Genomic DNA, 21,567 nt, shown 5'->3' with positions numbered 1-21,567 from the left:
ATGAACGCACCTTTGTCGGCCACGTTCACCGCCTCGGTGGCTGAGCCGTTCGTCCACGTCGACGAGCGCGCGGTCGTCTTCTACGACGGCACCGCCGCGGTGCAGTTCGAGCGCGCGCGACTGCGCTGGGTCCACGAGACGCTGACGATCCTGCTCGACGACGGCCGCGCGACGCGGACCCACGGCGTCCACACGCTCGGCGGGTTCCTCGGCGACGACGGCACGGCGACCGTCTACGCCTTCACCGCCGCGCACGAGCCCGGGATCGCGCTGGCGATGCCCAAGGAGCGGCTGATCGCGCTGCGCGACGCCCTCGGCACGCACCCCTGAGCGGCTGCGCGCCCGGAAACCCGTGCAATCCGGCCGCTGGGTGTCAAGCATCTGACACTCCTGCCGAGGACCGGGTCGTGAGCAGTCCGTCGACGACCATCGGCGCAGTCGCCCTGCCGAAGATCGATCAGGCCATCGCCGACCTTGGTGACCTGCCGGTCCTCGATCGCAGTCTGCTGCGCGTGCGCGAGCTCTCCGACGACCCGGAGGCATCCACCCACGAGCTCGTCGAGGCGCTTCAGTCCGACGCGTCGCTGGCCGCGAACCTGCTGGTGTTCGCGAACTCCGCGGCCAACGCGCACCCGGTGCGCGCGTCGTCGATCCACCAGGCCGTGATGCTGATCGGCCGGCGCTCGGTCGGCCGGATCGCGCTGGAGGCCCAGGTCTGCACGTTCTTCGAGCAAGCGCCCGGCAGCGGCGGTGTCGCGCGCGGGCAGCTGCACGTCCACGCCGTCCAGGTCGGCGCGTGCGCCGCGGAGCTGGCGCGCCGCGCCAAGGCCGACGCCGGCGCCGCGCATCTCGCCGGGCTGCTGCACGACCTCGGCAAGCTGGTGCTTCCGGGAGCGTTCGGAGCTGCGGAGGTCGACGCGACCGCCGCGTCCGCCCCCGCCGGCCCGCTGCGCCCGCTGGCCGAGCGCGATGCTTTCGGCGTCGACCACGCGATGGCCGGCGCCCGCTTCGCGGCGTCCGCCGGCCTCCCGCCCGACATCGTCGACGCGATCGCCGGCCACCACGGCGCCGGAGAGGACCACTCAGCGGTCACGCGATGCGTCCAGGTCGCCAACGCGATGGTCGCGCTGATCGGCGGCCATCCGGCCGACCACGAGCTTCTGCGCCAGGGCCTCGACGACCTCGGGCTGACGATGGCCGACATCGAGCAGGTCGCGACCACCGCGCTGCCCAGCGCGGTCGCGGAGGCGGCGGCGCCGTCGTCCTTGGCCGAGCAGGTGTCGCGCTTGGAGCGCGAGGCCCGTACCGACGAGCTGACCGATCTCCTGAACCGCAGGTACTGGTCTTTGGCCGCCCGCGAGCAGCTCGCCGCGCGCGGCGCGTCGGTGCTCATCTGCGACGTCGACCACTTCAAGCGCATCAACGACTTCCACGGCCACCACACCGGCGACTTCGTGTTGTCGGAGATCGGCCGGATCCTGTCGGCCAACGGGTTGGCGGGCCGGTTGGGCGGCGACGAGTTCGCGCTGATCACGACCGAGCCGGACCCGGCGGCCACCGCCGCCGAGCGCATCCTGGCCGCCGTCAACGGCGCCTTCGCCGACCCGGCGCTACAGGTGAGCGTGTCGATCGGCTCCGCCACCGCCCTGGAGGCCGGCGCTGATCTCAGCGAGCTCCTGCGCCTCGCCGACGAGGCGTTGTACACCGCCAAGGGCGCGGGCCGCGGCGTTCAGCGCGCGGCGTAGTTCGGCCCAAGACCGCCGACCCGCCGGCCTCCGCGCGCCGCGGGGCATCCCTGACCCGCTTCGCGGCTGATCCCGGATGCGGGCGGGCGCGCCATGATGGTGGACATGACCGCGCGGCGAGGGGAGGGCCGCTCCACCAGCCGACCGACGGCATGTTTGTGTTGCCATGCGACACGAACATGCCGTCGGTCGATTGACCGAGACGGCTCGGACGTCCTCACGACGCTCCGCAGCACCTCTGAGCACCGCCGCGCGCAGGCGCGAGCGGCCGCGCGCCAAGCTGGTCGAGGACGGCGCGCCGTCGCACTCCGCGGAGCGATCGCGGTTGCGCGAGATCGTCGCGGCGGTCGGGCCACCGCGCGGATGGAGAGCACCAGCCGGTGCAACGCTCAGAAGCAGTGTGCAGCCGTGCGCGGCGGGCCTCGACGCGCAGGCGGCCCGTGGTGGTCGCGAGCGGTCACACGATCCCTCGCAGCAGCTCAGACGGCGTGGTCTGGAGCGCACGCGAGACGCGCGTGAGGGTGCGGATCGAGGGGTCGACTTCGCCGCGTTCGATGCGGCTGTACTGACTCTGGTCCATCGACGCCTCGCCCGCCACTGCTTCCTGCGACAGGCCCAGCTCAGCGCGTCTGCTACGCAGATTAGTGGTCAAGGTTCTGAGCGGATCAAGCACCGTCGCGACCCTGTTGACGGTTATCCGATCGCACCACGTCAGATATGACGTAGGCTCGGTCGGTGATCGACGAAGTTGCGTACCGCGCGGCGATGCATCCCGTGCGGCTGCCGATCCTGCTGGCGTGCTCTGCCGCGCCGCAGACGTGCGACGACCTCGGCCTCTCAGAGGCTGAGGCGCGATGGCATCTCGCGGTGCTCGAAGAGGCCGGCCTACTAGCCCGCGATGGCGACGACACGTTCGTCGCGCGCGCGGATTGGCGGCCGCTCAACGAGGTCCTCGAAGCCATCATCGCGACCGGTCCGACCGACTGAGGCCGGCGCCCTGTACCGCGGACCCCGCCGGCCCGTCCCGGCGGGCGACCGCATGCCCGCTCGATGTCGATGACGCTCACCCGATGGAGAGTGACACGAACAGGTGTTCGTGTCCATGCCATATCGAACATAGGTTCGCAAAGAGCGCTTCGAACGCGCCCGCTTGCCTTCCAGAGCGCCGCTACGCGAGAGTGGGCCATGGCGTCCGACGTCCGGTCCACCCCGCGCCCCTGGCACGCGCTGCCGGACGACCTCGGCGCGCTGGTGAGCGCCGCGATCCCGGCCATCGCCGACGAGCTCGTCGAGGTCCTCGGCCCGGCGATCCCGGTCTACCGGACACTCGACGGCCCGTTCGGCCGCGATGTGGTCCGCGCCGTCGCCGACGCCCTGCACGACTTCGCCGCGGTCATCGAGCACCGACCGCCGACGCCCGACCGCGCGCTCTACGTCGCCGTCGGCGAGCGCTGGTTTCGCTCTAACCACTCGCTCGACGACCTCCAGTCCGGCTACCACCTCGGCGCGCGCGTGGTCTGGCGTCGGATCGCGGCGATCGCGACGCAATCCGGCGCGGAAGCCACCACCGTCGGCGTCCTGGCCGACGCGCTGTTCGCATACCTGGACGAGATCGCGGCCGCCTCCGTCGAGGGCTTTGTCGCCGCCCAGGCCGCGGCCGCCGGCGAGGCCGAGCGCCGGCGCGCCCGTCTGCTCGCGCTGTTGGTGACCGATCCGTCGCCCGACCGCGCCACCCTGGAGCGCGCCGCGCGCGAGGCCGGCTGGCCGCTGCCGCGCCGGGTCGCCGCCGTTGCGCTCGGCGACCCAGAAGCCCTGCGCACCACCCGGCGCCTAGCCGCGGACGTCCTGGCCGGCACTGCCGACGGCGCCGCCTGTCTGATCGTCCCCGACCCCGACGGCCCCGCCCGCCGCGACCAGCTCCGCGCCGCGCTGGATGGCGTCACCGCCGCGGTCGGCCCATCGGTCGGCGTCGAGCACGCCGCCCGCTCCTGGGCACGCGCCCGCGCGCTGCACCGTCTCGTCGCAGGCGAGGGCGGATTGCACCACGCCGAGGATCACCTCCTAGAGCTCCTGCTCGCCGAGGACCCGTCGCTCGTCGACGACCTCGCCGCGCTGCGCCTCGCGCCGCTCCAAGCCCTCACCCCCGCCGCCCGCACCCGCCTGGAGCGGACGCTGCTCGCCTACCTGCGCCACCGCGGTAACGGGCCGCGGATGGCCGCCGACCTGCACGTCCATCCGCAGACCGTCCGCTACCGCCTCGCGCGCCTGCGGGACCTGATCGGCCCGGCGCTGGACGACCCCGAGGCGCGCTTCGAGCTCGAGGTCGTCCTGCGCGCGCGGGCCGCGCGGCCCGCCGCGGTGCTTAGCCGATGACCTGGCGCACCAGCGCCTCGTAGCCGGACTTGTGGCCCGTGCGGTTGGGGTGGTACGAGTCGCCGACCGGGTTCGACAGCCCGTTCAGCCACTCCGTCGACGAGCACACGGCGTGCCCGATGAACGACGGGATCGCGTCCTTGAACGTGAACCCGTAGGCCGCGGCGCGCGCCGCCGTCACGTTCTTGAGCAGGTCCGCGGTCGCGTTGAGCTTGGTCATCTCGTCGGTCGAGAAGAACGTGCCCGCGTTGCAGTCCACGCCCATGAACAGGCGCGGGTAGCCGAGGACGACCACACGCGCGTTCGGCGCCCGCGTCTTGATCTGCGAGTACACGCTGTTGAGCTGACCCGGCAGCGTGTTGTTGATGTAGTTGTTCGCGGTCGTGATGTTGGAGTTGCACGACACCAGCGGGTAAGCGCACTGCGTGATGACCGACGAGAACCCGGCGTCGTTGCCGCCGATCGTGATCGTCACGATGTTGGTGGACGTGCTCAGCGACTGGACCTGGTTGTTGAGGACGTCGGTCGTCTTCGCGCCGCTGCACGCCACGAACGTCAGCGTCGTGTTCGGCCGGTCGGCCTTGATCAGCGCCGGGTAGGCGTACGGGCCGCGTTGGCAGCCGGAGTTCAGCGAGTAGTCGCGCGTGCCGGTGCCCGACGAGTAGGAGTCGCCGAGGGCGACGTAGTTGTCTGCGAACGCGTTGGCGGTGACCAAGCCGCCCAGCGCGCAGACCAGCATGACGGCTCCAACGAGCCGCCGCAGCGAGTGCTGCAACATGAAACTCTCCTCCTGTTTCGACGCCGGACTGCAAGCCGCGGCCCGGACACGACCGACCCTACGTCGCACGCCGGTTCACGTTCTTGACCGGGGCGCCGCGATTCACCGTCGAGAACTTGTAGGCCCGGGCACAAAGCACGCCCCGCGATCCGGTGTCACAGATCCAGCTGGCACGGTCCCTACGCAACCGAGCGCCAACGCGCCAGCCCCGACACACGGCCACGTCCGGGCTCGGACCCGCTGGTACGTTCGCGCGGTGAGCACCCCACAGCAGTCACCGCCCGCATCCGCCACGCCTGACGTCCACGCCATCCAGGGCAACATCATCGGGTTCAACAAGGACCACGAGCGCCTGGTCTTCCTCGGCTTCCCCAATCAGCACGCCGCTCGCACGTTCCTGACCGCGCTGGAGCCCAGCATCGCCGACGGCTACGCGGTCCTGCAGTTCAACGACCTGTACAAGGAGATCCGCGTCCGTCGCGGCGGCGAGCGCGGCATCATCCAGGCCGCGTGGACCAACATCGCGTTCACCCAGCCCGGCCTGGAGATCCTGGCCCCGAGTGGCCTCGAAGCGTTCCCGGAGGACTTCCGGCTCGGCATGGCGGCGCAGGCCGCGGCGCTCGGCGACGTCGGTGCGTCGGATCCGAGGCCTGGCTGCCGCCGTTCACCGGTCTCGAACGTCAGGTTCACGCGATGGTGATCATCGGCGCCGACGACCAGCACGACCTCGCCGACGCCTACGACCGTCTGAAGGAGAAGCTCGACGCGCACGGCATCGTCGAGCTCGGCGTCCAGGACGGCAAGGTCCGCCCCAAGGAGTTCAAGGGCCACGAGCACTTCGGCTACAAGGACGGCATCTCGCAGCCGGGCATCCGCGGGCTGACGACCTCCTCAAAAAACCCGGCCAAGTCGATCGAGCCCGGCGAGTTCCTGATCGGCTACGCCGACGAGGCCGGCCACGTCAGCGGCGAGCCCGAACAGCAGGAAGGGCCGCCGCCCGAGGCGCCGTCGAGCTACACGCCTCCGCCGCCGCTGCCCGCGCCGATGCCACCATGGGCGAAGGACGGCTCGTTCCTGGTCTATCGCCGGCTGCGTCAGGACGTCCTGGGGTTCGAGGCGTTCACCAAGGGCGCGTCCGAAGGCCTCGGCCTCAACCCCGACCAGCTCGGCGCCAAGCTCGTCGGCCGGTGGAAGAGCGGCGCCGCGATGGAGCCGGTCCCGGCCCTGCCGGCCGGCGTCGACCCGTCGCTCGCCGACCCATCGGTCGCCAACGAGTCCCAGGACGCGCATCCCCAGGTCCTCGAGGACGCGCAGATCAACGACTTCACCTACGGCGGAGATCCGGGCGGCGACAAGGTCCCGCGGCCCGCGCACGTCCGCAAGACCAACCCCCGCGACCAGGCGCCTCCGGGCCAGGCGGGTTCCGACCGTCGCCGCATCCTGCGCCGTGGCATCCCGTACGGGCCTGAGGTCGAGCCCGGCGTCGAGCAGCCCTATGGCGGCGGGCCCGTGCCGGACACCCAGGACCGCGGGCTGCTCTTCCTCTGCTACCAGGCCTCGATCAGCCGCGGGTTCGCGTTCATCCAGAAGGTCTGGGTCAACAACGACAACTTCCCGCAGTCCGGTGACGGGCACGACCCGATCATCAGCCAGGAGAAAGAGCCGCGGCAGTTCCACCTACCGGGACAGGCGAACCCCACCGACATGCATCAGTGGGTCTTCACCACCGGCGGCGACTACTTCTTCAGCCCGTCGATCCCGGCGCTGAAGCAGCTCGCCGCCGGGACCGCCTGAGCGCGCGCCGTGCTAGCGCTGCGGGACGTCGAGCAGCTCGACGTCCAGCCGCGGCACGTCGCCCCACAGCTGCTCGAGCCGGTAGAACTCGCGCACCTCGGGGACGAAGACGTGGACGACGATGTCGAAGTAGTCCATCAGGATCCAGCGCGACTCGCTGACGCCCTCGACACGCCGCGGGAGCTGCCCGTGGTCCTTCTTGAGGCCTTCGTGGATCGCGTCGTGGATCGCCTTGGTCTGGCGGTCGGTGTTGCCGGAGCAGACGACGAAGAAGTCTGTGTAGGACGAGACGCCCCGCAGGTCGATCACCTGTAGGTCGATCGCCTTCTTGTCGGCCGCGTAGGAGGCCGCGAGCTGCGCGAGGCGCTCGGGGGTCAGGTCTTCTTCGTTGTGCTGGTGGTCGGTCATCGTGACGCTCTGGCTGCTGGGCAAGACGACGCTTCCTCTCGTGTCATGCGGATGTGGGGCTCTCTACTGGGCTCTGGTAGAGCCCGTGCTGCTCGATGTACTTGGCCACCGGCTCGGGGACCATGTACGTGATCGGTTGACCCGCGGCAACACGCCGCCGGACCAACGAGGACGAGAAGTCGATGCGCGGCAGATTGAAGAATTCGACCTGCTCGGCAGCGCCGGGGATCGTCGCCAGCCGATCCAGGATATCGGCACGGGCCGCGCCTTCGCGCTCGGCCACCGCCAAGCGCGCCAGAGACACGACCTCGGCAGGGTCGCGCCACGTCGGGAGACTCGCAGCCATGTCGCCTCCCACGATGAACGTCAGCTCCGCTCCCGGATACGTCGCATGTAGTGCGCGGAGCGTATCGACGGTGTAGGACGGCCCTCCGCGGCGGATCTCCAGATCAGAGGCGGCGAAGCGCTCGTCGGCACCGATCGCCAGTTGGCACATGGCGTAGCGGGCGTCCGGGCCGGGGTCGCCGTGGGCCTCCTTGTGGGGCGGCACGGCAACCGGCATCAGCAGGACGCGGTCGAGCTTCAGTTGGTCGAACGCCTCCTGCGCGATGAGGAGGTGACCTAGGTGCGGCGGGTTGAAGGTGCCGCCGAGGACGCCTAGGCGGCCCGGCCCGGCGTCAGGAGCGGACGTGCCCGTCACCCCGGACGACGTACTTGAACGAGCACAGCTCGCGCAGGCCGATCGGGCCGCGCGCGTGGAGCTTCTGCGTGGAGTTGCCGATCTCGGCGCCGAACCCGAACTCGCCGCCGTCGGTGAAGCGTGTCGAGGCGTTGACGTAGACGCAGGCGGCGTCAACGGCGAGCTCAAAGCTTCTGGCCGAGGCGTATGAGGACGTCACGATCGCCTCGGAGTGCCCCGAACCGTGGGCGTTGACGTGGTCGATCGCCTCGTCGACGTCGGCGACCACCTTGACCGCGAGGGTGAGCGAGAGGAACTCGGTGTCCCAGTCCTCGTCGGTGGCGGGGAGCACCGCTTGGTCGAGGGCGCGGACGGCGTCATCGCCGCGCAGCTCGACCCCGGCGTCGCGGAGCGCTTCGAGGGCGCTCGGGAGGAACTGCGCCGCGACGTCCTCGTGGACCAGGAGCGTCTCCGCGGCGTTGCACACGCCCGGGCGCTGCGTCTTGGCGTTGATGATGATGTCGCGGGCCATCGTGAGGTCCGCGTCGGCGTCGACGTAGACGTGGCAGTTGCCCGACGCGGCGAAGATCATCGGGACCGTCGCGACCTCCGTCAGCGCCTTCTTCAGCCCCTCGCCGCCGCGCGGGATGATGAGGTCGACGAGGTCGTCCTGCGTCGCGAGCTCCTTCAGCTCCTCGCGCCCACCGCCGGCGACGAGGCCGACGGCGCCTTCGACCGGCGCGTTGTCCGCCGCGATCGACGCCAGGATCGCGTTGGAGTGCGTCGCGGATGAGCTGCCGCGCAACACAATCGCATTGCCCGACTTCAGGCACAGCGCCGCCGCATCGATCGTCACGTTCGGCCGCGCCTCGTAGACGACGGCGACCACGCCCAGCGGCGTCCGCGTCTTCGCGACGTCGAGGCCATTCGGCAACCGGAACCCATCGATGACCTCGCCGACCGGGTCGGGCAGAGCCGCGATGTCCCGCACCTGCTGCGCGATCGCGCCGATCCGGCCGGGATCGAGCAGCAACCGATCCAGCAACGCGTCGGAGAGACCACTCTCCCGCCCCGCCTCCAGATCCCGGGCATTCGCCTCGATGATCTCGTCAGCCCGCGCCTCCAGCGCATCGGCGATGGCAAGCAACGCCGCGTCCTTCTGCGCCGTCGGCAGCGCCGCCAGCTTCCGGCTCGCGGTCTTCGCGGCACGGCAGACGTCGGTCACAGACGGGGTCGCGATGGCCATGGGGAAAGAGTAGTCGGACACGACCGTCTCGCCCACTCAGCGGCCACGTTGGACGCGGCGCAGCTTCGCGACGAACGCGTCGAGCGCCTCGTCTCTGATCTCTGGCAGCTGCTGCGCACAGCACGGCGGCTTGTCGTGTCCCACAGGAGGGTTCTTGGTGCCGAAGAGGTCGTGCAGGAGGTCCCACACGTCGTCGTCGCCCCGATGTCCCGGCTCGCGCTTGCCGACGTAGAGCACGACGACTCTCCTCCGCGCGTCCTCCTTCGGCACCAACGGTGGCTGGGTCGTGAAGGCGAGCCGGTATCCACGCTTCAACCGAACGCCGCAGACGACGGGCTCCAGCGGCCCACTCAACCGATAGGCCTTGAGGGCGGGCTGGCAGGGATCCTGACCAAGAAGCCTCCGCGTATCGCCATAGCCAGCGCTTCGCCCGGCGAGCTTCTCGACCTCGACCTGGACCGGCGGTGGGATGACGACCGCGAACGGCTCGTCGTCCGTCGTCGGCACCCTCAGTCGTCGGGGCCGAAGTTGTCTGGGATGACAGCGGGGACGAGATCCTCGCGCGACATCGCGTCGAGCGCGTCGCCGTACAGCTCGTCGAAGCCTGCGCGGAAGACCGGGTCGTGCTGTTCGAGACGCAGGAGCGCGGCGGCGACCACGCCCTCGGTCTGGCCGGCGGCCCGCAGCTCCTCTACGGCGGCGGCGAGCGTCACGAGCTCGGGAAGCAGGACGGCACGCTGCCCATTGGCCTTGCGCAGCGTCGGGATGCGCCCGCGGGCAATCCACTTGTCCAGGGTCGGCACGCTCACCTGCAGCACGCGCGCGGCGACGGTCTTGGGGACCGACGGCCCCACGCGCCGGCGGACGCGAACCTCGACCTTGCGCATGCGTTCGCGCGGCTCACCGCGGCTTGACCGCTGAGCCACCTGCAGATCCACGAGGTCGTGAACGAGCTCTTCGACGGGTGACATCAGCGCCAAGATACCGAAGGGGTTGGCAAAAAACCACAAAAATCGCCAACCCCCTGTTCCGACTCAGACGCTACGCCAAGACGAAGTAGTCCCGGTGGATCGCTTCCTCGGCCGCGTGCGGCAGGACGTCGCGGACCTGGGCTGACTGGAGGCCGAGGACGCGGCGGAGCTCGGCGGCGGAGAGGTTGGCGATGCCTTTGCCGAGGAGGCGGTTGTCGGCGGCGGTGTGGATGGTGACGGCGTCGCCGGCGGAGAAGTTGCCGCTGACGCTCGTTACCCCGACGGGGAGCAAGGAGGTGCCGGCGTCGCGCAGGGCGCGGGCGGCGCCGGCGTCGACGGTGACGGTGCCGTGGGCGGGCTTGGCGTAGCGCAGCCACAACTTGAAGCTCGAGATGCCGAGGTCGCGGGCCGGGAAGTGGGTGCCTTCGTCGGTGGCGCCGCTCAACACGCGCGGCAACGCGTCGGGGCGCAGGCCATTGACGATCGCGGCGGGGATGCCGGCGGCGGTGGACATCTCGGCGGCGACGACCTTGGACTGCATGCCCCCGGAGCCCAGCGCGCTCGTCGACTCCCCGATCGCCGCGCGCTGCGACAGCGCCTCGAAGTCGGTGATCTCGCGGACGATCTCGGCGCCGGGGTTCGTCCGTGGATCCGCCGTGTACACGCCGTCGACGCCGGTCAGCAGCACCAACCGATCGGCTTCGACCAGGATCGCGACCTGCGCGGCGAGGAAGTCGTTGTCGCCGAAGGTGATCTCGTCGGTCGCGGTCGTGTCGTTCTCGTTGATGATCGGGACGACGCCCCAGTCCAGCAGCCGCCGCAGCGCCTGGCGGGCGTTGAGGTAATGGGTGCGGTGACTCAAATCGAAGAACGTCAACAACACCTGCGCCGCGGTCACGTCGCGAGCGGCCAGGAGCTCGTCGTAGAACCGGAACAACCGCCCCTGCCCGATCGCCGACGCAGCCTGAAGATCCTCGATGGCCGAAGGCCGCCCCGCGATCCCCATCGTGTCGAGCCCGCGGATGATCGCGCCGCTGGACACCACCACGACGTCGTCGCCGGCACGGCGCCGCGCAGCGACCTCCTCGCAGATCGCCTCCAGCACCTCCACGCGGAGCGTGCCGTCGTCGGCGGCGGTGATTCCACTTCCCAACTTAATGACGTAGCGGGCCATAGGCAGCGGCCCGGAAGCCTACGAGGGATCCAGCTCGAAGACGATGCCGCCGATCTCCACGTCATCGCCTGGCTCGAACCCACGCTCCTCCAGGACGCGGATGACGCCCATGCGATGCAGGCGTCGCTCGACGTGCGCGAGCGCGTCGATGTTCTCCAGGTCGTGCCGGGCGATCAGGCGGTCGACACCCTCGCCGACCACGCGCCAGACGTTCTCGTCCTCGTCGCGCTCGATCTCGAACTCCGCCTTGCGGCGGCGCGGCTGCGGGCGGAAGGTGCGGTGCTCCTCGAGGTCCTCGGTGTCGGCGGGCAACACCGCCTCCTCCACCACCGGCACCCGCCGGAACAGCTCGGTACGCAGCTCGTCCAGACCCAGGCCGGTCGCCGACGACGTGATCAGCACCGGCGTGGGCTCCAGCGACTCCTCCCACTCCTCGCGCGCCGGCAGCTCGGCCGCGAAGCGCTCGCGCCAGATCGAGGCCACCATCTCGGCCTCCTCGTCGGACACCAGATCGGCCTTGCTCAACGCCAGGATCCGCGGCAGCGACGCGAGCCGCTCGTCGTACTCCGCCAGCTCGTGCTCGATCGTCGCGTAGTTGTCCTCCGGCGCCGAGCCGTCCAGCGGCGCCAAGTCAAGGACATGGACAAGCAGACGCGTCCGCTCCACGTGCGCGAGGAAGTCGTGGCCGAGGCCCGCGCCGCCCGCGGCGCCCTCGATCAACCCCGGGATGTCGGCCAGCACCAACTGGCGGTCGTCGCCGTCGAGCGTCCCGAGCACTGGCTCGAGCGTCGTGAACGGGTAGTTGGCGACCTTCGGCGCCGCGCGCGTCATCCGACCCAACATGGAGGACTTGCCCGCATTCGGCAGCCCGACCAGCCCGACGTCGGCCAACAGCTTCAACTGGAGCGCGAGCCAGTCCTCCGAGCCGTCCAGCCCACGCTCGGCAAAGCGCGGCGCCTGCCGCGTCGCCCCCGCGAACTTCTTGTTGCCCTTGCCGCCGGAACCGCCACGCGCGACCACCACGCGCGTCCCCGGCACGACGAGGTCATGGACTTCCCCGGTCTCCTCGGAGGTCACCTGCGTGCCCGGCGGCACGCGTACGACGAGGTCGCCGCCGTCGGCCCCATGCCGCAGCGCGCCTTCGCCGTGGCGCCCGCGATCGGCCTTGTAATGGGCCTTGCGCTTGAAGGTCTGAAGGTCGCGGAGAGAGTCGTCGCAGAGCAGCACGACGTCACCGCCGTGCCCACCGTCGCCCCCGTCGGGGCCACCCTTCGGGACGTGTGCCTCGCGACGGAACGACATGCAGCCGTTGCCGCCACCGCCCGCCTGGACGTATATGCGCGCCTTGTCGTACAGCATTTCCGAGGCAATACGGTAGTCGGACCATGAGCGATCCCGTCTTTCTGATCACCGGCGCCTCCAGCGGCATCGGCGCCGCGACCGCCCGCGCGGCGGCGCAAGCCGGCTACCGACTCGTCCTCGGCGCACGCTCCACCGACAAGCTGGAGGCCTTGGCGGACGAGCTCGGCGGCGCCGACCGCGCCCTCGCGGTGGCGACCGACGTGACCGAGTGGGACGACAACGTCGCGCTCGTCGCCGCCGCCACCGAGACCTTCGGCCGCCTCGACGTCGTCTTCGCCAACGCCGGCTTCGGCGCCTCCCGCGGCTGGCTGAACGAGACCCCGGAGCACTGGCGCTCCATGGTCCTCACCAACGTCCTCGGCGCCGCCTATACGGTCCGCGCGGCGATCCCGGCGTTGAAGGAGTCCAAGGGCCACGTCCTGCTGACCGGCTCCGTTGCCGGCCGCAAGGCGATGCCGGGCTCGCTCTACTCCGCGACCAAGTGGGCCGTCACCGGCATGGGCGAGTCGATCCGCCAGGACCTCAACGACACCGGCATCCGTACGACGGTCATCGAGCCGGGCGGCGTCGAGACGCCGTTCTTCGACAACCCGAACCCCGAGGGCCGCCTGGAGCCCGACGACATCGCGCGCGCGGTGATGTACGCGGTCTCACAGCCGCCGCACGTCGACGTCAACGAGATCCTGATCCGCCCCACGGCGCAGGCGGGCTGACCGCGCTGTGGCGACGGTCGCGGCGGCGTAGCAGCGCGAGCGTTGGCGGCGTCCAACGCGGGCGCCTGTGGTGCCGCGCGGCGTGCCCGCGAGTTGGCGTGGCCACCGTCGGGTGTCGTCCGCGATCGGCTCGCGGGCACAGGAGGGCGACCTTGCGCCCTCATAGGGCCACAACTCGAGGTCGAACGGCATGTTCGTGTCGTATGGGAACACGAACGTGCCGCGCGACACCACTTCGGCCCCGAACCGCGCGGACCAGCCCGACTCGTTCGCCCTCGAGCGACGCCGCGAAGCGCCCGCGCTGGACGCCAGTCGACCGCTAGGCGTGCGCGGGAGTCGCGGCCGCGAGCTTCTCGCGCGCCGCGATGACGACCGCGTCGCGGTCGGCGGCGGAGATCTGCATCCAGCGCACGCCGCGCACCGCGCCTTCGAGCGCCAGCAGCGAGGACAGGCAGTCGTGGCAGCCGGACGCGTGCATGCGGATCCACGCCTCGGCGGCGCCCAGCTCGCGCAGCGCGTCGAGATCGGTGATGCCGATCGCGCGCAGGTCGTGCGCGAGTGCCGGCCCGATGTTGACCACGTCCTCCAACCGCTCGGCCATTGTGCGAAAGGTTACGGGGTCGAGGTCTCGGCCGCCACCCGGCGAGGCGGCGTGGTGATGCGCCACAGCAGGGTCATGGCGAGCACCGCGCCGACCGCCGCGAAGCCGGCGCCGACCAGGAAGGCGGAGCGGAAGCCCTCGGTCAGCGCGGCCTCCGGGCCGTGGCCGCTGAGCGCGCTGGTCGTCCGCTGGGTGGCGATCGTCGCCAGCAGCGCGAGGCCGATCGAGCCGCCGACCTGGCGGAACGTGTTGACCAGGCCCGACGCGAGGCCGGCCTCGGCGCCGCGCACGCCCGCGGTCGCCGCGATCGTGACCGGGACGAAGCTGAAGCCGATCCCGGCGGCGGTGATCACGCTCGGCCCGAGGACGTCAGCGAGGTAGGAGCCGTCGGCGTCGACGCGGCTGAGCCCGAGCATCCCGAGCGCGATCAGCGTCATGCCGCCGCTCAGCACCGCCCCGGCGCCGAGCTTGCCGGTCAGCCGCGAGGCGATCTGCGAGGTGGCGACGATCGTCAGCGTCATCGGCACGAACGACAGGCCCGCGTCGATCGGGTCGTCGCCGAGCACCTGCTGGAGGTAGAGCGACAGGAAGTACCACATGGCAAACGCGGCGGAGCCCATGCAGAAGACCACCAGGTTGGCCGCGGTCACCGTCCGGTTCTTGAAGATCCGCAGCGGCACCAGCGGGTGCGTGGCGAGCGCCCCCTCCATGAACGCGAACGTCGCCAGCAGCGCGAGGCCGAGCGCGATCGTGATGATCGTCCGCCCCGAGCCCCAGCCGTGGACGTCGGTCTCCACGATCCCGTAGGTGAGGACGACCAGGCCGGCGGTGACGGTGAGCGCGCCGGCCAAGTCGAAGGACTTGCGCGCTTCTGGATCGCGCGGTCCGGTGCGCACCACCACCGCGAGCGCCGAGACGGCGATCGCGATCCCGATCGGGACGTTGATGAGCAGGATCCAGCGCCAGCTCAGCGTCTGCGTGAGGATGCCGCCGAGCAGCGCGCCGGTCGCGCCGCCGACGCCGCCCATCGCGCCCCACAGCCCGAGGGCGCGGTTGCGCTCCTTGCCCTCCGTGAACGTCGTGGTGAGGATCGAGAGCGTGGCGGGCGCGACGACCGCGCCGCCGAGCCCCTGCGCGGCGCGCGCGCCGATCAGCTGCACGTCGCTCTGCGCGATCCCGCCGAGCAGCGACGCGAAGCCGAAGAGCAGCAGCCCACCCGCGAAGACCTCCCGGCGCCCGATCAGATCCGCCGCGCGCCCACCCAGCAGCAGGAACCCGCCGAACGTCAACGTGTAGGCGTTGACCACCCACTGCAACCCGGTCGCGCTGAAGTCCAGGTCCGCGCGGATCGACGGCAGCGCGACGTTCACGATCGACACGTCCAAGATCACCATGAACTGCGCCAGGCAGCACAGCACGAGCGTCATCGTGCGAGCGCGAGCGTCGGCGGAAGGGGCAGCGGAGGTCGAGGACACCGCGTCCCATTGTTGCAAAGGCAATTACCGGCCCCACGCCGCCTTGGGCCGATGGGGCGTTTCGCGCCCGGTAGGTTGCTCGCCCTATGGACGAGCGGGAGTACGTCGAGCTGGATGGCCTGGGACTGGCCGAGCGGGTGCGTGGCGGTGAGGTGTCGGCTGCTGAAGTGCTGGAGGTCGCGCAGGCGCGGGCGGATCGGTTGAACCCGAAGATCAACGCGTTTGCGACGCGGTTGGATGAGCGGGCTGCGGAGCGGGCGGCGGGTGCGCTGGAAGGGCCGTTTGCCGGCGTGCCGTTCTTGTTGAAGGACTTGCATCAGGACATCGCCGGTGTGCCGACGACCGCGGGCTGTCGGGCGCTAGCGGGGCGGCCGGCGCAGCAGACGAGCACGATCGTCGAGCGGTGGGAGGCGGCCGGGCTGGTGATCTTCGGCAAGACGACGACGCCGGAGTTCGGGTCCAAGGGCATCACCGAGGCCGCGCTGTTCGGGCCGACACGCAACCCGTGGGACCTAGATCGCACGCCGGGCGGGTCGAGCGGCGGGTCGGCGGCGGCGGTCGCGGCGCGGATCGTGCCGGTCGCGGCGGCCAGCGACGGCGGCGGGTCGATCCGGATCCCCGCCGCGTGCACGGGCCTGGTCGGGCTGAAGGCCGGACGCGGGCTGGTGCCGTTCGGCCCGGGCGACAGCGAGCCGCTCAACGGCTTGGCGACCAGCGGCGTCGTCTCGCGCACGGTCCGCGACAGCGCCGCGATGCTCGACGTCCTCGTCGGGCCGGACACGTGGAGCGCCTACGCCCCCGCGCTGCCCGACCGGCCGTTGTTGGAGCGCTTGGAGCAGGCACCGGAGAAGCTGCGGATCGGGTTCACCGCCCGCGCCGCGCTGCGCCCCACGCCCCACCCCGAGGCCGTCCGCGCGATCGAGCACGCCGCGGCGCTGCTGACCGAGCTCGGCCACGAGGTCGAGGAGATCGAGCCGCCGCACGACGACGCGCAGCTCGGCCGCGACTTCCTGACGATCTGGTGCGTGCACCAGGCGATCGAGATCGAGCGAATCAAGCGCGAGACCGGCTGCGGCGACGAGGGCTTTGAGTTGGACACCAGGTTGCTGGCCGCGCTCGGCCGCGCGGTCGGCGGGCTGGAGCTCCAGGCCGCCGACGAGCGCCGCCGCGAGTACATCGCCGCGCTGGCGCGGGTCCACTCGACCTACGACCTCGTCCTCACCCCCACGCTCGGCGAGCCGCCGATCCGCATCGGCTCGCTCGACACGCCCGCGCCGCTGCAGCGCGTCTCGGAGCTGCTGCTGCGGACCCGCACCACGCGGGTGATGCGCCTCGGCGGCGTCGTCGACCAGATCCTCGAGCGCAATCTCGCCTGGGTTCCCTACACCCAGCTCGCGAACATGACCGGCCGTCCGGCGATCTCGCTGCCGCTGCACTGGACGCCCGACGGCCTGCCGATGGGCGTGCAGCTCATCGGGCGACTGCGGTCGGAGGAGTTGTTGTTGCGGTTGGCGCGGCAGCTCGAACTGGCCGCACCGTGGGCGGACCGGCGCCCGGCACTCGCCGCCTGATCCCGCCCGCGACGTGCGGGCGGGGCGGGCCGGGCGACGCGCTAGGAGCGCGCCGGCGCGGCGGCGTGCTGCGCGATGGCCTGGCGGCGAGCGCGCACCGCGAGCTCGTCGCGGAGGTCCCCGAGCTCGGCCTGGCGCTGCAACAGCAGCTTGCGCGAGCGGGCGTCGAGGCCGGGATCATCGAGCTTGACCGAGACGTCGGTCAGCGCCTCCGCGAGCGTCATGTCGGCCTTGGCCGGTGCGACGTCGCCGTGACGTGCGGCGCGCGTGGCCGCACCCGCGGCAACCCGCTGGAGCTCTGCCAAGCGTCGGCCGTCTGCCCGACCTGCGAAGACCCGCTGCTGGTAAAGCGAGACCCGGTCGGCTGCGTACCGCGCTTCGGCAGCTAGCTCAGCCGCCTTCTGATTCGGGGCCATGAGCGCCCCTTTCCCGGGAGACCCGGCGCTTGCAGCACCGTCGGTCACCCGTCTCGGTTGTTCTTTTACTTTCCTCCTCGCGCCGCCGGTCGTCAAGACGACCCGCTGCGCCGGAGGGACGATCTGCGATCAGCGACCCGTCGGCAGACGCCGCCGCGCCGCGGCAGCTGTGGCCTGAGCGCGAGCGCGCGCGGCGGCCAGGGCGAGGTCGGTGCGGCGTCCGGCGGAGTGGCCGGTCTCGGCGTCGAGTTGGTCGACCCGGCGCTGCCGGTGGCGCGCGATCGCCTCCAGGAGCGAGATGTGGCTATCGGCCATGTAGGCCGCAGCACGGTCGGTAGGGACAGTGAAAACGGGTCATCGATGACCCTTTCAGTTGAGGCCCGAGCAACCAGTGTACCGCGCTTCGCAATACGCCCGACCAGCACCTACACCTTGATTTGACAGATCCGGTCAGGCCGGCGGCGAGACGTAGCGCCGCGGCGTCTGCGGGCGGGTCCGGCCTCGTTCGGACTCGCCGCGCCGGCCGTGCAACCCGGAGCTGGTCTTGTCCGCCGGCATGTCCTCGGGCTCCCACGACGCCGCGGCGAGCCAGTCCAGGATCGCCGGGGCGGTGGAGCCTTCGGCCATGATCGCCGCCCGCTCGATCACCCGGCGGCCGCCGGGCCCGGGGCGCGCGAGCCGCGTCACAAGACCGCGGATCGTGTCGTCGTCGGTGACCTGTGGTTGATCGTTGCTCACGGCCGCATGCTACGCGCTCCGGCGCGCTCGCCCTTGACGCGCGGGCGGTCGCGGGCCAGCACGAGCAGCGTCGCGTCGTCGCGCATCGGGCCCGCCGACGCGTCGATGACGGCGTCCTGGAGGGCGCGGACGGTCGCCGCCGCGCCCTCGATGCCGGGACGTCCGAGGACCGCGCGGATGCCGTCGACGCCGAAGAACGATCCGCCGTCCAGACGCCGCTCGCTCACGCCGTCGGAGTAGAGCACCAGGCGGTCGCCGGGTTCCAGGCGCGCTCGGGCAGGCATGAACTCGCGCCCGGCGTCCAGCGCGCCGAGCGGGTAGGTCTGGGAGCTGCCCAGCTCCTCGACCGTCCCGTCGGCCCGCGCCACCAGCGGCGGCGGGTGACCGCACGACAGCCAGCGCAGCTCGCCGTCGGCGGGATCCCACAGCGCGAGCAACAGCGTTAAGAACCGCTCCGGGTCGCCCAGGCTGCGCACCGTCGCGTCGATCTCCGCGGCCGTGTGGGCGAGCCCCTTGCCGCTGCGCCGCGCGGCACGGGCGGCGCCAAGTCCCAGCGACGAGAGCGCGGCCGCCACGTTGCCCTTGCCGGTGGCATCGGCGACCATCAGCCAGACGCCCTCGGCGTTGCTCGCGTGGTCGAAGAAATCGCCGCCGACCTCATAGCCGGGCAGGACGCCGCCGGCCAGCGCGGCGCCCTCGAGGCGGGCGATCCGCGGCGGCAACAGGTTCTCCTGGATCTCGGCGGCGGCGGCGACCTCCTTGCGCCGGCGAGCGGAGTGGACCACGTCGGTGTAGCCCGAGACGAGCTCAAGCGCCAGCGCCGCCTGGAGTGCGAACGGCCCGAGGTCCACGCCCGGCGCGTGGCGCGCCACGAGGAACCCGAGCGCGCGATCGCGGACGATCAACGGCACCACCTCGCACCCGGCCAGGACGTCGGTGACCAACCGCCCCAACTCGTCGAGCACGTCGAGCGCGAGCTCCGGGCCGATGCCTAGCGGCGCGTCGATGCGTTCAGGGAACACCGACGCCTCGCCGGCGATCCGCACCGCGGCCGAGCCGTCCAGGTCGACGACGTACAGCGCCAGCGGCACGCCCGCAAGCGCGGCTCCCGCCTTGATGATGCGGCGGGGCGCCGCGTGCGCAGGCTCGACGTCGAGCAGCGCGGCCGGGTCAGGTTCGATAGAGGGCACGTCCGGCAGGGTCCCCCATCGAGGCGCGCGACTAAGCCTGGCGCCGGTGCTGGCGATGTCGTAGCTGCCGTCGCCCCCGACGTCGGCGCCGACTACGGCGGCGGTCAGCTTGGGGATCTCGCGCAGGATCCGCGCGAGCATGCGCTCCTCGTCGGCGCGGATCGAGGCGGCCAGCTCGGCGGTCTCGTCGTCGACGACCGCGCGGGCCAGGCGCTCGATCGCGGTGTAGGTCGCGACCTCCAGGGCCTCGGTCGCAGAGGCGTCCTTGGCGTTCTTGAGGACCTTCTCCTCGCGGCCTGAGCCGCGCAGCAGGTCCAGCGGGGTCTTGCCGAGCGCGAGCGCCTGGCCGATCAGGCTCTCGGCGAGCGTCACTGCCGCGGCGAGCGGGTTGCCTCGCCGAGGTACTGGACGACCTTCTGGGTCGATGCGTCCATGGGTGGTTTCCGTTCTCGGTTGGAGGTGGGGAGAGAAGGGAGCTGCAGGCCGCTCAGGCGGCCGCGCGGCGGCGACCGGCGATCGCCTCGAGCATCTCGTCGTAGGCGTCGCCGAACTGCTTGACGCCGTCGCGCTCGAGGTCGGCGGTGATGGCGTCCAGGTCGACGCCCGCCGCGGAGAGGTCGTCGAGCACCTGGCGAGCTTCGTCTGCAGCGGCGTGCAAGGTCGGGAGCGCGACGCCGTTGTCGCGGAACGCGTCCAGCGTGGCGTCCGGCACCGTCGTGACGGTCCCAGCGCCGATCAGCTCGTCGATGTAGAGCGTCGCGGGGTAGTTGGGGTCCTTGACGCCGGTCGACGCCCACAGCGGGCGCTGGACGTTCGCGCCGGCCGACGCGAGCGGACGCCAGCGCTCCGAGGTGAACACGGGGATGAACACGTCGGCATAGGCGAGGCGGGCATTGGCGATCGCCGCACGACCGCGCAGCGGCGAGTCCTCGGGCAGCTGCGCGTCGGCCTTGGCGTCGATGCGCGAGACGAAGAAGCTGGCCACCGACGCGATCGCCGAGACGTCCTCGTCCGCGGCCACGCGCTCCTCGATCGCCGACATGTAGGCCTCGGCGACGGCGCGGTAGCGCTCACGCGAGAACAGCAGCGTGACGTTGACGCTGACGCCTTCGCGGGTCAGCTGCCGGAACGCCTCCACCCCAGCCTCGGTGCCCGGCACCTTGATCATCACATTGGGTCGGTCGACCAGCGCCCGGAGGTCGTGCCCACGGCGCACGGCGGCCTCGGCGTCGAAGGCGATGCTCGCCTCCTCTTCCAGCGAGACGTAGCCGTCCTGGCCGCCGGTGCGCTCCCACACCGGCCGGAACAGGTCGCAGGCGTCCTGGATGTCGCGCACGGCGAAGCGCTCGAACAGCGCCTGCGGCGTCGCGTCCTCGCCGGCGGCGATGTCCTCGTCGTAGAGGTCGGAGTCGGCCACGGCCTTGGCGAAGATCGACGGGTTCGACGTCCCGCCGGTCACGTGGTCCTCCTCGATCAGCCGGGCCAGCAGCCCGGAGTCCAGCGCCGGCCGCGCGACGTTGTCGTACCAGACGCTCTGCCCGAACTCCGCCAGCAGCCGCCACTTGCTCGCCCGGGCGCTCATGCCGTCGCCCCCGCCGGCGCGCGCTCGCCCTGGTCGCCCAGCGGCGTCTCGGCCACGTGGGCGCGGAGCTCGGCGATCGAGGTGAAGACCGCCACCGCGCCGGCCTCTTCCAGCTCTGCGCGCGAGAAGCCGCCGGTCATGACGGCGATCGTCGGCACACCCGCCTTGGCGGCCGCCTCGACGTCCCACGGCGTGTCGCCGACCATGACGCCGTCGTCGGCCCCGAGCTTCTTCAGAGCGGCGAGGACGAGGTCGGGCTCGGGTTTGGTCGCCTCGACGTCGGCTGAGGTCGTCCAGTCGTCGGCCAGCTCGCGGGCATCGAGCAGGTCGAGGTAGTGGTCGACCTCCTGCTCCTTGGCCGAGCTGGCCAGCACGATGCTCCACCCACGCTCCTTGAGGTCGACGAGCAGCTCGCGGGCGCCCTCGAAGACGCTCGTGGTCTGGATCGACGCCAGGTACAGCACGTCGTGAGCGGTGCGCAGCGCATCGCCGTGCTCGGCCTCCACGGCCTCGCCCGCGACCGCGGTGACGAGCTGGTCACCGCCCATCCCGATGTGGCGGTGGATCTGCCAGATCGGAAGCTGGAGGTCGTGCTGGCGGAAGGCCATGTACCACGCCAGCGCGTGCTGGTAGTTGGTGTCGACGAGCGTTCCGTCGATGTCGAAGATCACGCCGTTGGGCATGGAGCGTCCTTGATCCGGTGGGGGCAGAGCCTGATCGAGCTACCCCACCTCCTAGGCCCGCACACGTA

General features: G+C 71.4%; 25 protein-coding genes. 8 read left to right on the top strand and 17 right to left on the bottom strand.

The annotated features are described in order from the left end of the window. Positions 1-330 (top strand): hypothetical protein, encoded by a 330-nt coding sequence (locus ACT01A_RS25235; RefSeq protein WP_445149874.1) that lies wholly within the window; start codon positions 1-3, stop codon positions 328-330. Between the two features lie 77 nt (positions 331-407). Next, complete coding sequence (locus tag ACT01A_RS25230; protein ID WP_445149873.1) at positions 408-1,745, top strand: HDOD domain-containing protein; 1,338 nt, start codon at positions 408-410, stop codon at positions 1,743-1,745. Between the two features lie 457 nt (positions 1,746-2,202). Here ACT01A_RS25230 and ACT01A_RS25225 read toward each other — a convergent pair whose 3' ends face one another. After that, positions 2,203-2,418, bottom strand: coding sequence for a helix-turn-helix domain-containing protein (locus ACT01A_RS25225; RefSeq protein WP_445149872.1), 216 nt, complete (start codon positions 2,416-2,418; stop codon positions 2,203-2,205). Positions 2,419-2,480: 62 nt separating this feature from the next. Here ACT01A_RS25225 and ACT01A_RS25220 point away from each other — a divergent pair, with 62 nt between their 5' ends. Both ACT01A_RS25220 and ACT01A_RS25215 read left to right on the top strand, forming a co-directional pair. After that, the gene (locus tag ACT01A_RS25220) at positions 2,481-2,732 is read left to right on the top strand and encodes a winged helix-turn-helix domain-containing protein (protein WP_445149871.1); all 252 of its coding nucleotides are present in this window, start codon (positions 2,481-2,483) and stop codon (positions 2,730-2,732) included. 198 nt (positions 2,733-2,930) lie between these two features. Next, the gene (locus ACT01A_RS25215; protein WP_445149870.1) at positions 2,931-4,118 is read left to right on the top strand and encodes a PucR family transcriptional regulator; all 1,188 of its coding nucleotides are present in this window, start codon (positions 2,931-2,933) and stop codon (positions 4,116-4,118) included. On the opposite strand, the gene ACT01A_RS25210 is transcribed toward ACT01A_RS25215, so the two are convergent. Next, positions 4,108-4,896, bottom strand: a complete 789-nt coding sequence (locus ACT01A_RS25210; RefSeq protein ID WP_445149869.1) for an SGNH/GDSL hydrolase family protein — start codon at positions 4,894-4,896, stop codon at positions 4,108-4,110. The two genes, ACT01A_RS25215 and ACT01A_RS25210, sit on opposite strands and share 11 nt — an antisense overlap. A gap of 256 nt (positions 4,897-5,152) precedes the next feature. On the opposite strand from ACT01A_RS25210, the gene ACT01A_RS25205 reads away from it, so the two are divergent. Continuing rightward, entirely contained in the window at positions 5,153-5,596 is a 444-nt protein-coding gene (locus ACT01A_RS25205) for a hypothetical protein (RefSeq protein ID WP_445149868.1), read from the top strand. Beyond that, entirely contained in the window at positions 5,590-6,690 is a 1,101-nt protein-coding gene (locus tag ACT01A_RS25200; protein WP_445149867.1) for a Dyp-type peroxidase, read from the top strand. Before ACT01A_RS25205 ends, ACT01A_RS25200 begins: the two co-directional genes overlap by 7 nt. 12 nt (positions 6,691-6,702) lie before the next feature. Here ACT01A_RS25200 and rsfS read toward each other — a convergent pair whose 3' ends face one another. From rsfS to obgE, 7 genes are all read right to left on the bottom strand, one after another. Further along, on the bottom strand, positions 6,703-7,122 hold the full coding sequence (rsfS, locus tag ACT01A_RS25195) for a ribosome silencing factor (RefSeq protein ID WP_445149866.1): 420 nt from the start codon (positions 7,120-7,122) through the stop codon (positions 6,703-6,705). 19 nt (positions 7,123-7,141) lie between these two features. Next, positions 7,142-7,798: a nicotinate-nucleotide adenylyltransferase gene (gene nadD / locus ACT01A_RS25190; protein WP_445149865.1), complete on the bottom strand. Its 657-nt coding sequence runs from the start codon at positions 7,796-7,798 to the stop codon at positions 7,142-7,144. Further along, entirely contained in the window at positions 7,776-9,023 is a 1,248-nt protein-coding gene (locus tag ACT01A_RS25185) for a glutamate-5-semialdehyde dehydrogenase (protein ID WP_445149864.1), read from the bottom strand. The genes nadD and ACT01A_RS25185 overlap by 23 nt, the downstream gene beginning before the upstream one ends. 36 nt (positions 9,024-9,059) lie before the next feature. Continuing rightward, positions 9,060-9,530, bottom strand: a complete 471-nt coding sequence (locus tag ACT01A_RS25180; RefSeq protein ID WP_445149863.1) for a hypothetical protein — start codon at positions 9,528-9,530, stop codon at positions 9,060-9,062. A 2-nt stretch (positions 9,531-9,532) separates the two neighbouring features. After that, positions 9,533-9,994, bottom strand: coding sequence for a hypothetical protein (locus ACT01A_RS25175; protein ID WP_445149862.1), 462 nt, complete (start codon positions 9,992-9,994; stop codon positions 9,533-9,535). A 70-nt stretch (positions 9,995-10,064) separates the two neighbouring features. Continuing rightward, complete coding sequence (gene proB, locus ACT01A_RS25170) at positions 10,065-11,147, bottom strand: glutamate 5-kinase (protein WP_445149861.1); 1,083 nt, start codon at positions 11,145-11,147, stop codon at positions 10,065-10,067. A 39-nt stretch (positions 11,148-11,186) separates the two neighbouring features. Beyond that, positions 11,187-12,527: a GTPase ObgE gene (gene obgE, locus ACT01A_RS25165; RefSeq protein WP_445149860.1), complete on the bottom strand. Its 1,341-nt coding sequence runs from the start codon at positions 12,525-12,527 to the stop codon at positions 11,187-11,189. 26 nt (positions 12,528-12,553) lie between these two features. On the opposite strand from obgE, the gene ACT01A_RS25160 reads away from it, so the two are divergent. Next, the gene (locus tag ACT01A_RS25160) at positions 12,554-13,243 is read left to right on the top strand and encodes an SDR family oxidoreductase (RefSeq protein WP_445149859.1); all 690 of its coding nucleotides are present in this window, start codon (positions 12,554-12,556) and stop codon (positions 13,241-13,243) included. A 319-nt stretch (positions 13,244-13,562) separates the two neighbouring features. On the opposite strand, the gene ACT01A_RS25155 is transcribed toward ACT01A_RS25160, so the two are convergent. After that, positions 13,563-13,844, bottom strand: coding sequence for a TfoX/Sxy family DNA transformation protein (locus ACT01A_RS25155; protein ID WP_445149858.1), 282 nt, complete (start codon positions 13,842-13,844; stop codon positions 13,563-13,565). A gap of 11 nt (positions 13,845-13,855) precedes the next feature. Next, positions 13,856-15,271: an MFS transporter gene (locus tag ACT01A_RS25150; RefSeq protein ID WP_445149857.1), complete on the bottom strand. Its 1,416-nt coding sequence runs from the start codon at positions 15,269-15,271 to the stop codon at positions 13,856-13,858. Between the two features lie 134 nt (positions 15,272-15,405). Here ACT01A_RS25150 and ACT01A_RS25145 point away from each other — a divergent pair, with 134 nt between their 5' ends. Beyond that, on the top strand, positions 15,406-16,890 hold the full coding sequence (locus ACT01A_RS25145; protein ID WP_445149856.1) for an amidase: 1,485 nt from the start codon (positions 15,406-15,408) through the stop codon (positions 16,888-16,890). 41 nt (positions 16,891-16,931) lie between these two features. Here ACT01A_RS25145 and ACT01A_RS25140 read toward each other — a convergent pair whose 3' ends face one another. The 6 genes from ACT01A_RS25140 to ACT01A_RS25115 all read right to left on the bottom strand — a co-directional run bounded on the left by ACT01A_RS25140 (position 16,932) and on the right by ACT01A_RS25115 (position 21,499). Then, entirely contained in the window at positions 16,932-17,195 is a 264-nt protein-coding gene (locus ACT01A_RS25140) for a hypothetical protein (RefSeq protein WP_445149855.1), read from the bottom strand. Positions 17,196-17,435: 240 nt separating this feature from the next. Next, entirely contained in the window at positions 17,436-17,621 is a 186-nt protein-coding gene (locus tag ACT01A_RS25135; RefSeq protein WP_445149854.1) for a hypothetical protein, read from the bottom strand. Positions 17,622-17,756: 135 nt separating this feature from the next. Then, the gene (locus tag ACT01A_RS25130) at positions 17,757-18,044 is read right to left on the bottom strand and encodes a hypothetical protein (RefSeq protein WP_445149853.1); all 288 of its coding nucleotides are present in this window, start codon (positions 18,042-18,044) and stop codon (positions 17,757-17,759) included. After that, a complete protein-coding gene (locus ACT01A_RS25125; RefSeq protein ID WP_445149852.1) occupies positions 18,041-19,606 on the bottom strand; it encodes a PP2C family protein-serine/threonine phosphatase in 1,566 nt (521 codons plus the stop codon). Before ACT01A_RS25125 ends, ACT01A_RS25130 begins: the two co-directional genes overlap by 4 nt. Before the next feature lie 115 nt (positions 19,607-19,721). Beyond that, complete coding sequence (gene tal, locus ACT01A_RS25120) at positions 19,722-20,816, bottom strand: transaldolase (RefSeq protein WP_445149851.1); 1,095 nt, start codon at positions 20,814-20,816, stop codon at positions 19,722-19,724. After that, entirely contained in the window at positions 20,813-21,499 is a 687-nt protein-coding gene (locus ACT01A_RS25115) for an HAD family hydrolase (RefSeq protein WP_445149850.1), read from the bottom strand. Before ACT01A_RS25115 ends, tal begins: the two co-directional genes overlap by 4 nt. Between the last annotated feature and the right edge of the window lie 68 nt (positions 21,500-21,567).

The sequence above is a fragment of the Baekduia sp. Peel2402 genome (assembly GCF_052567285.1).
Note: the sequence above shows the minus strand (reverse complement) of the source record. Positions and strands in the feature narration are given on the sequence as shown.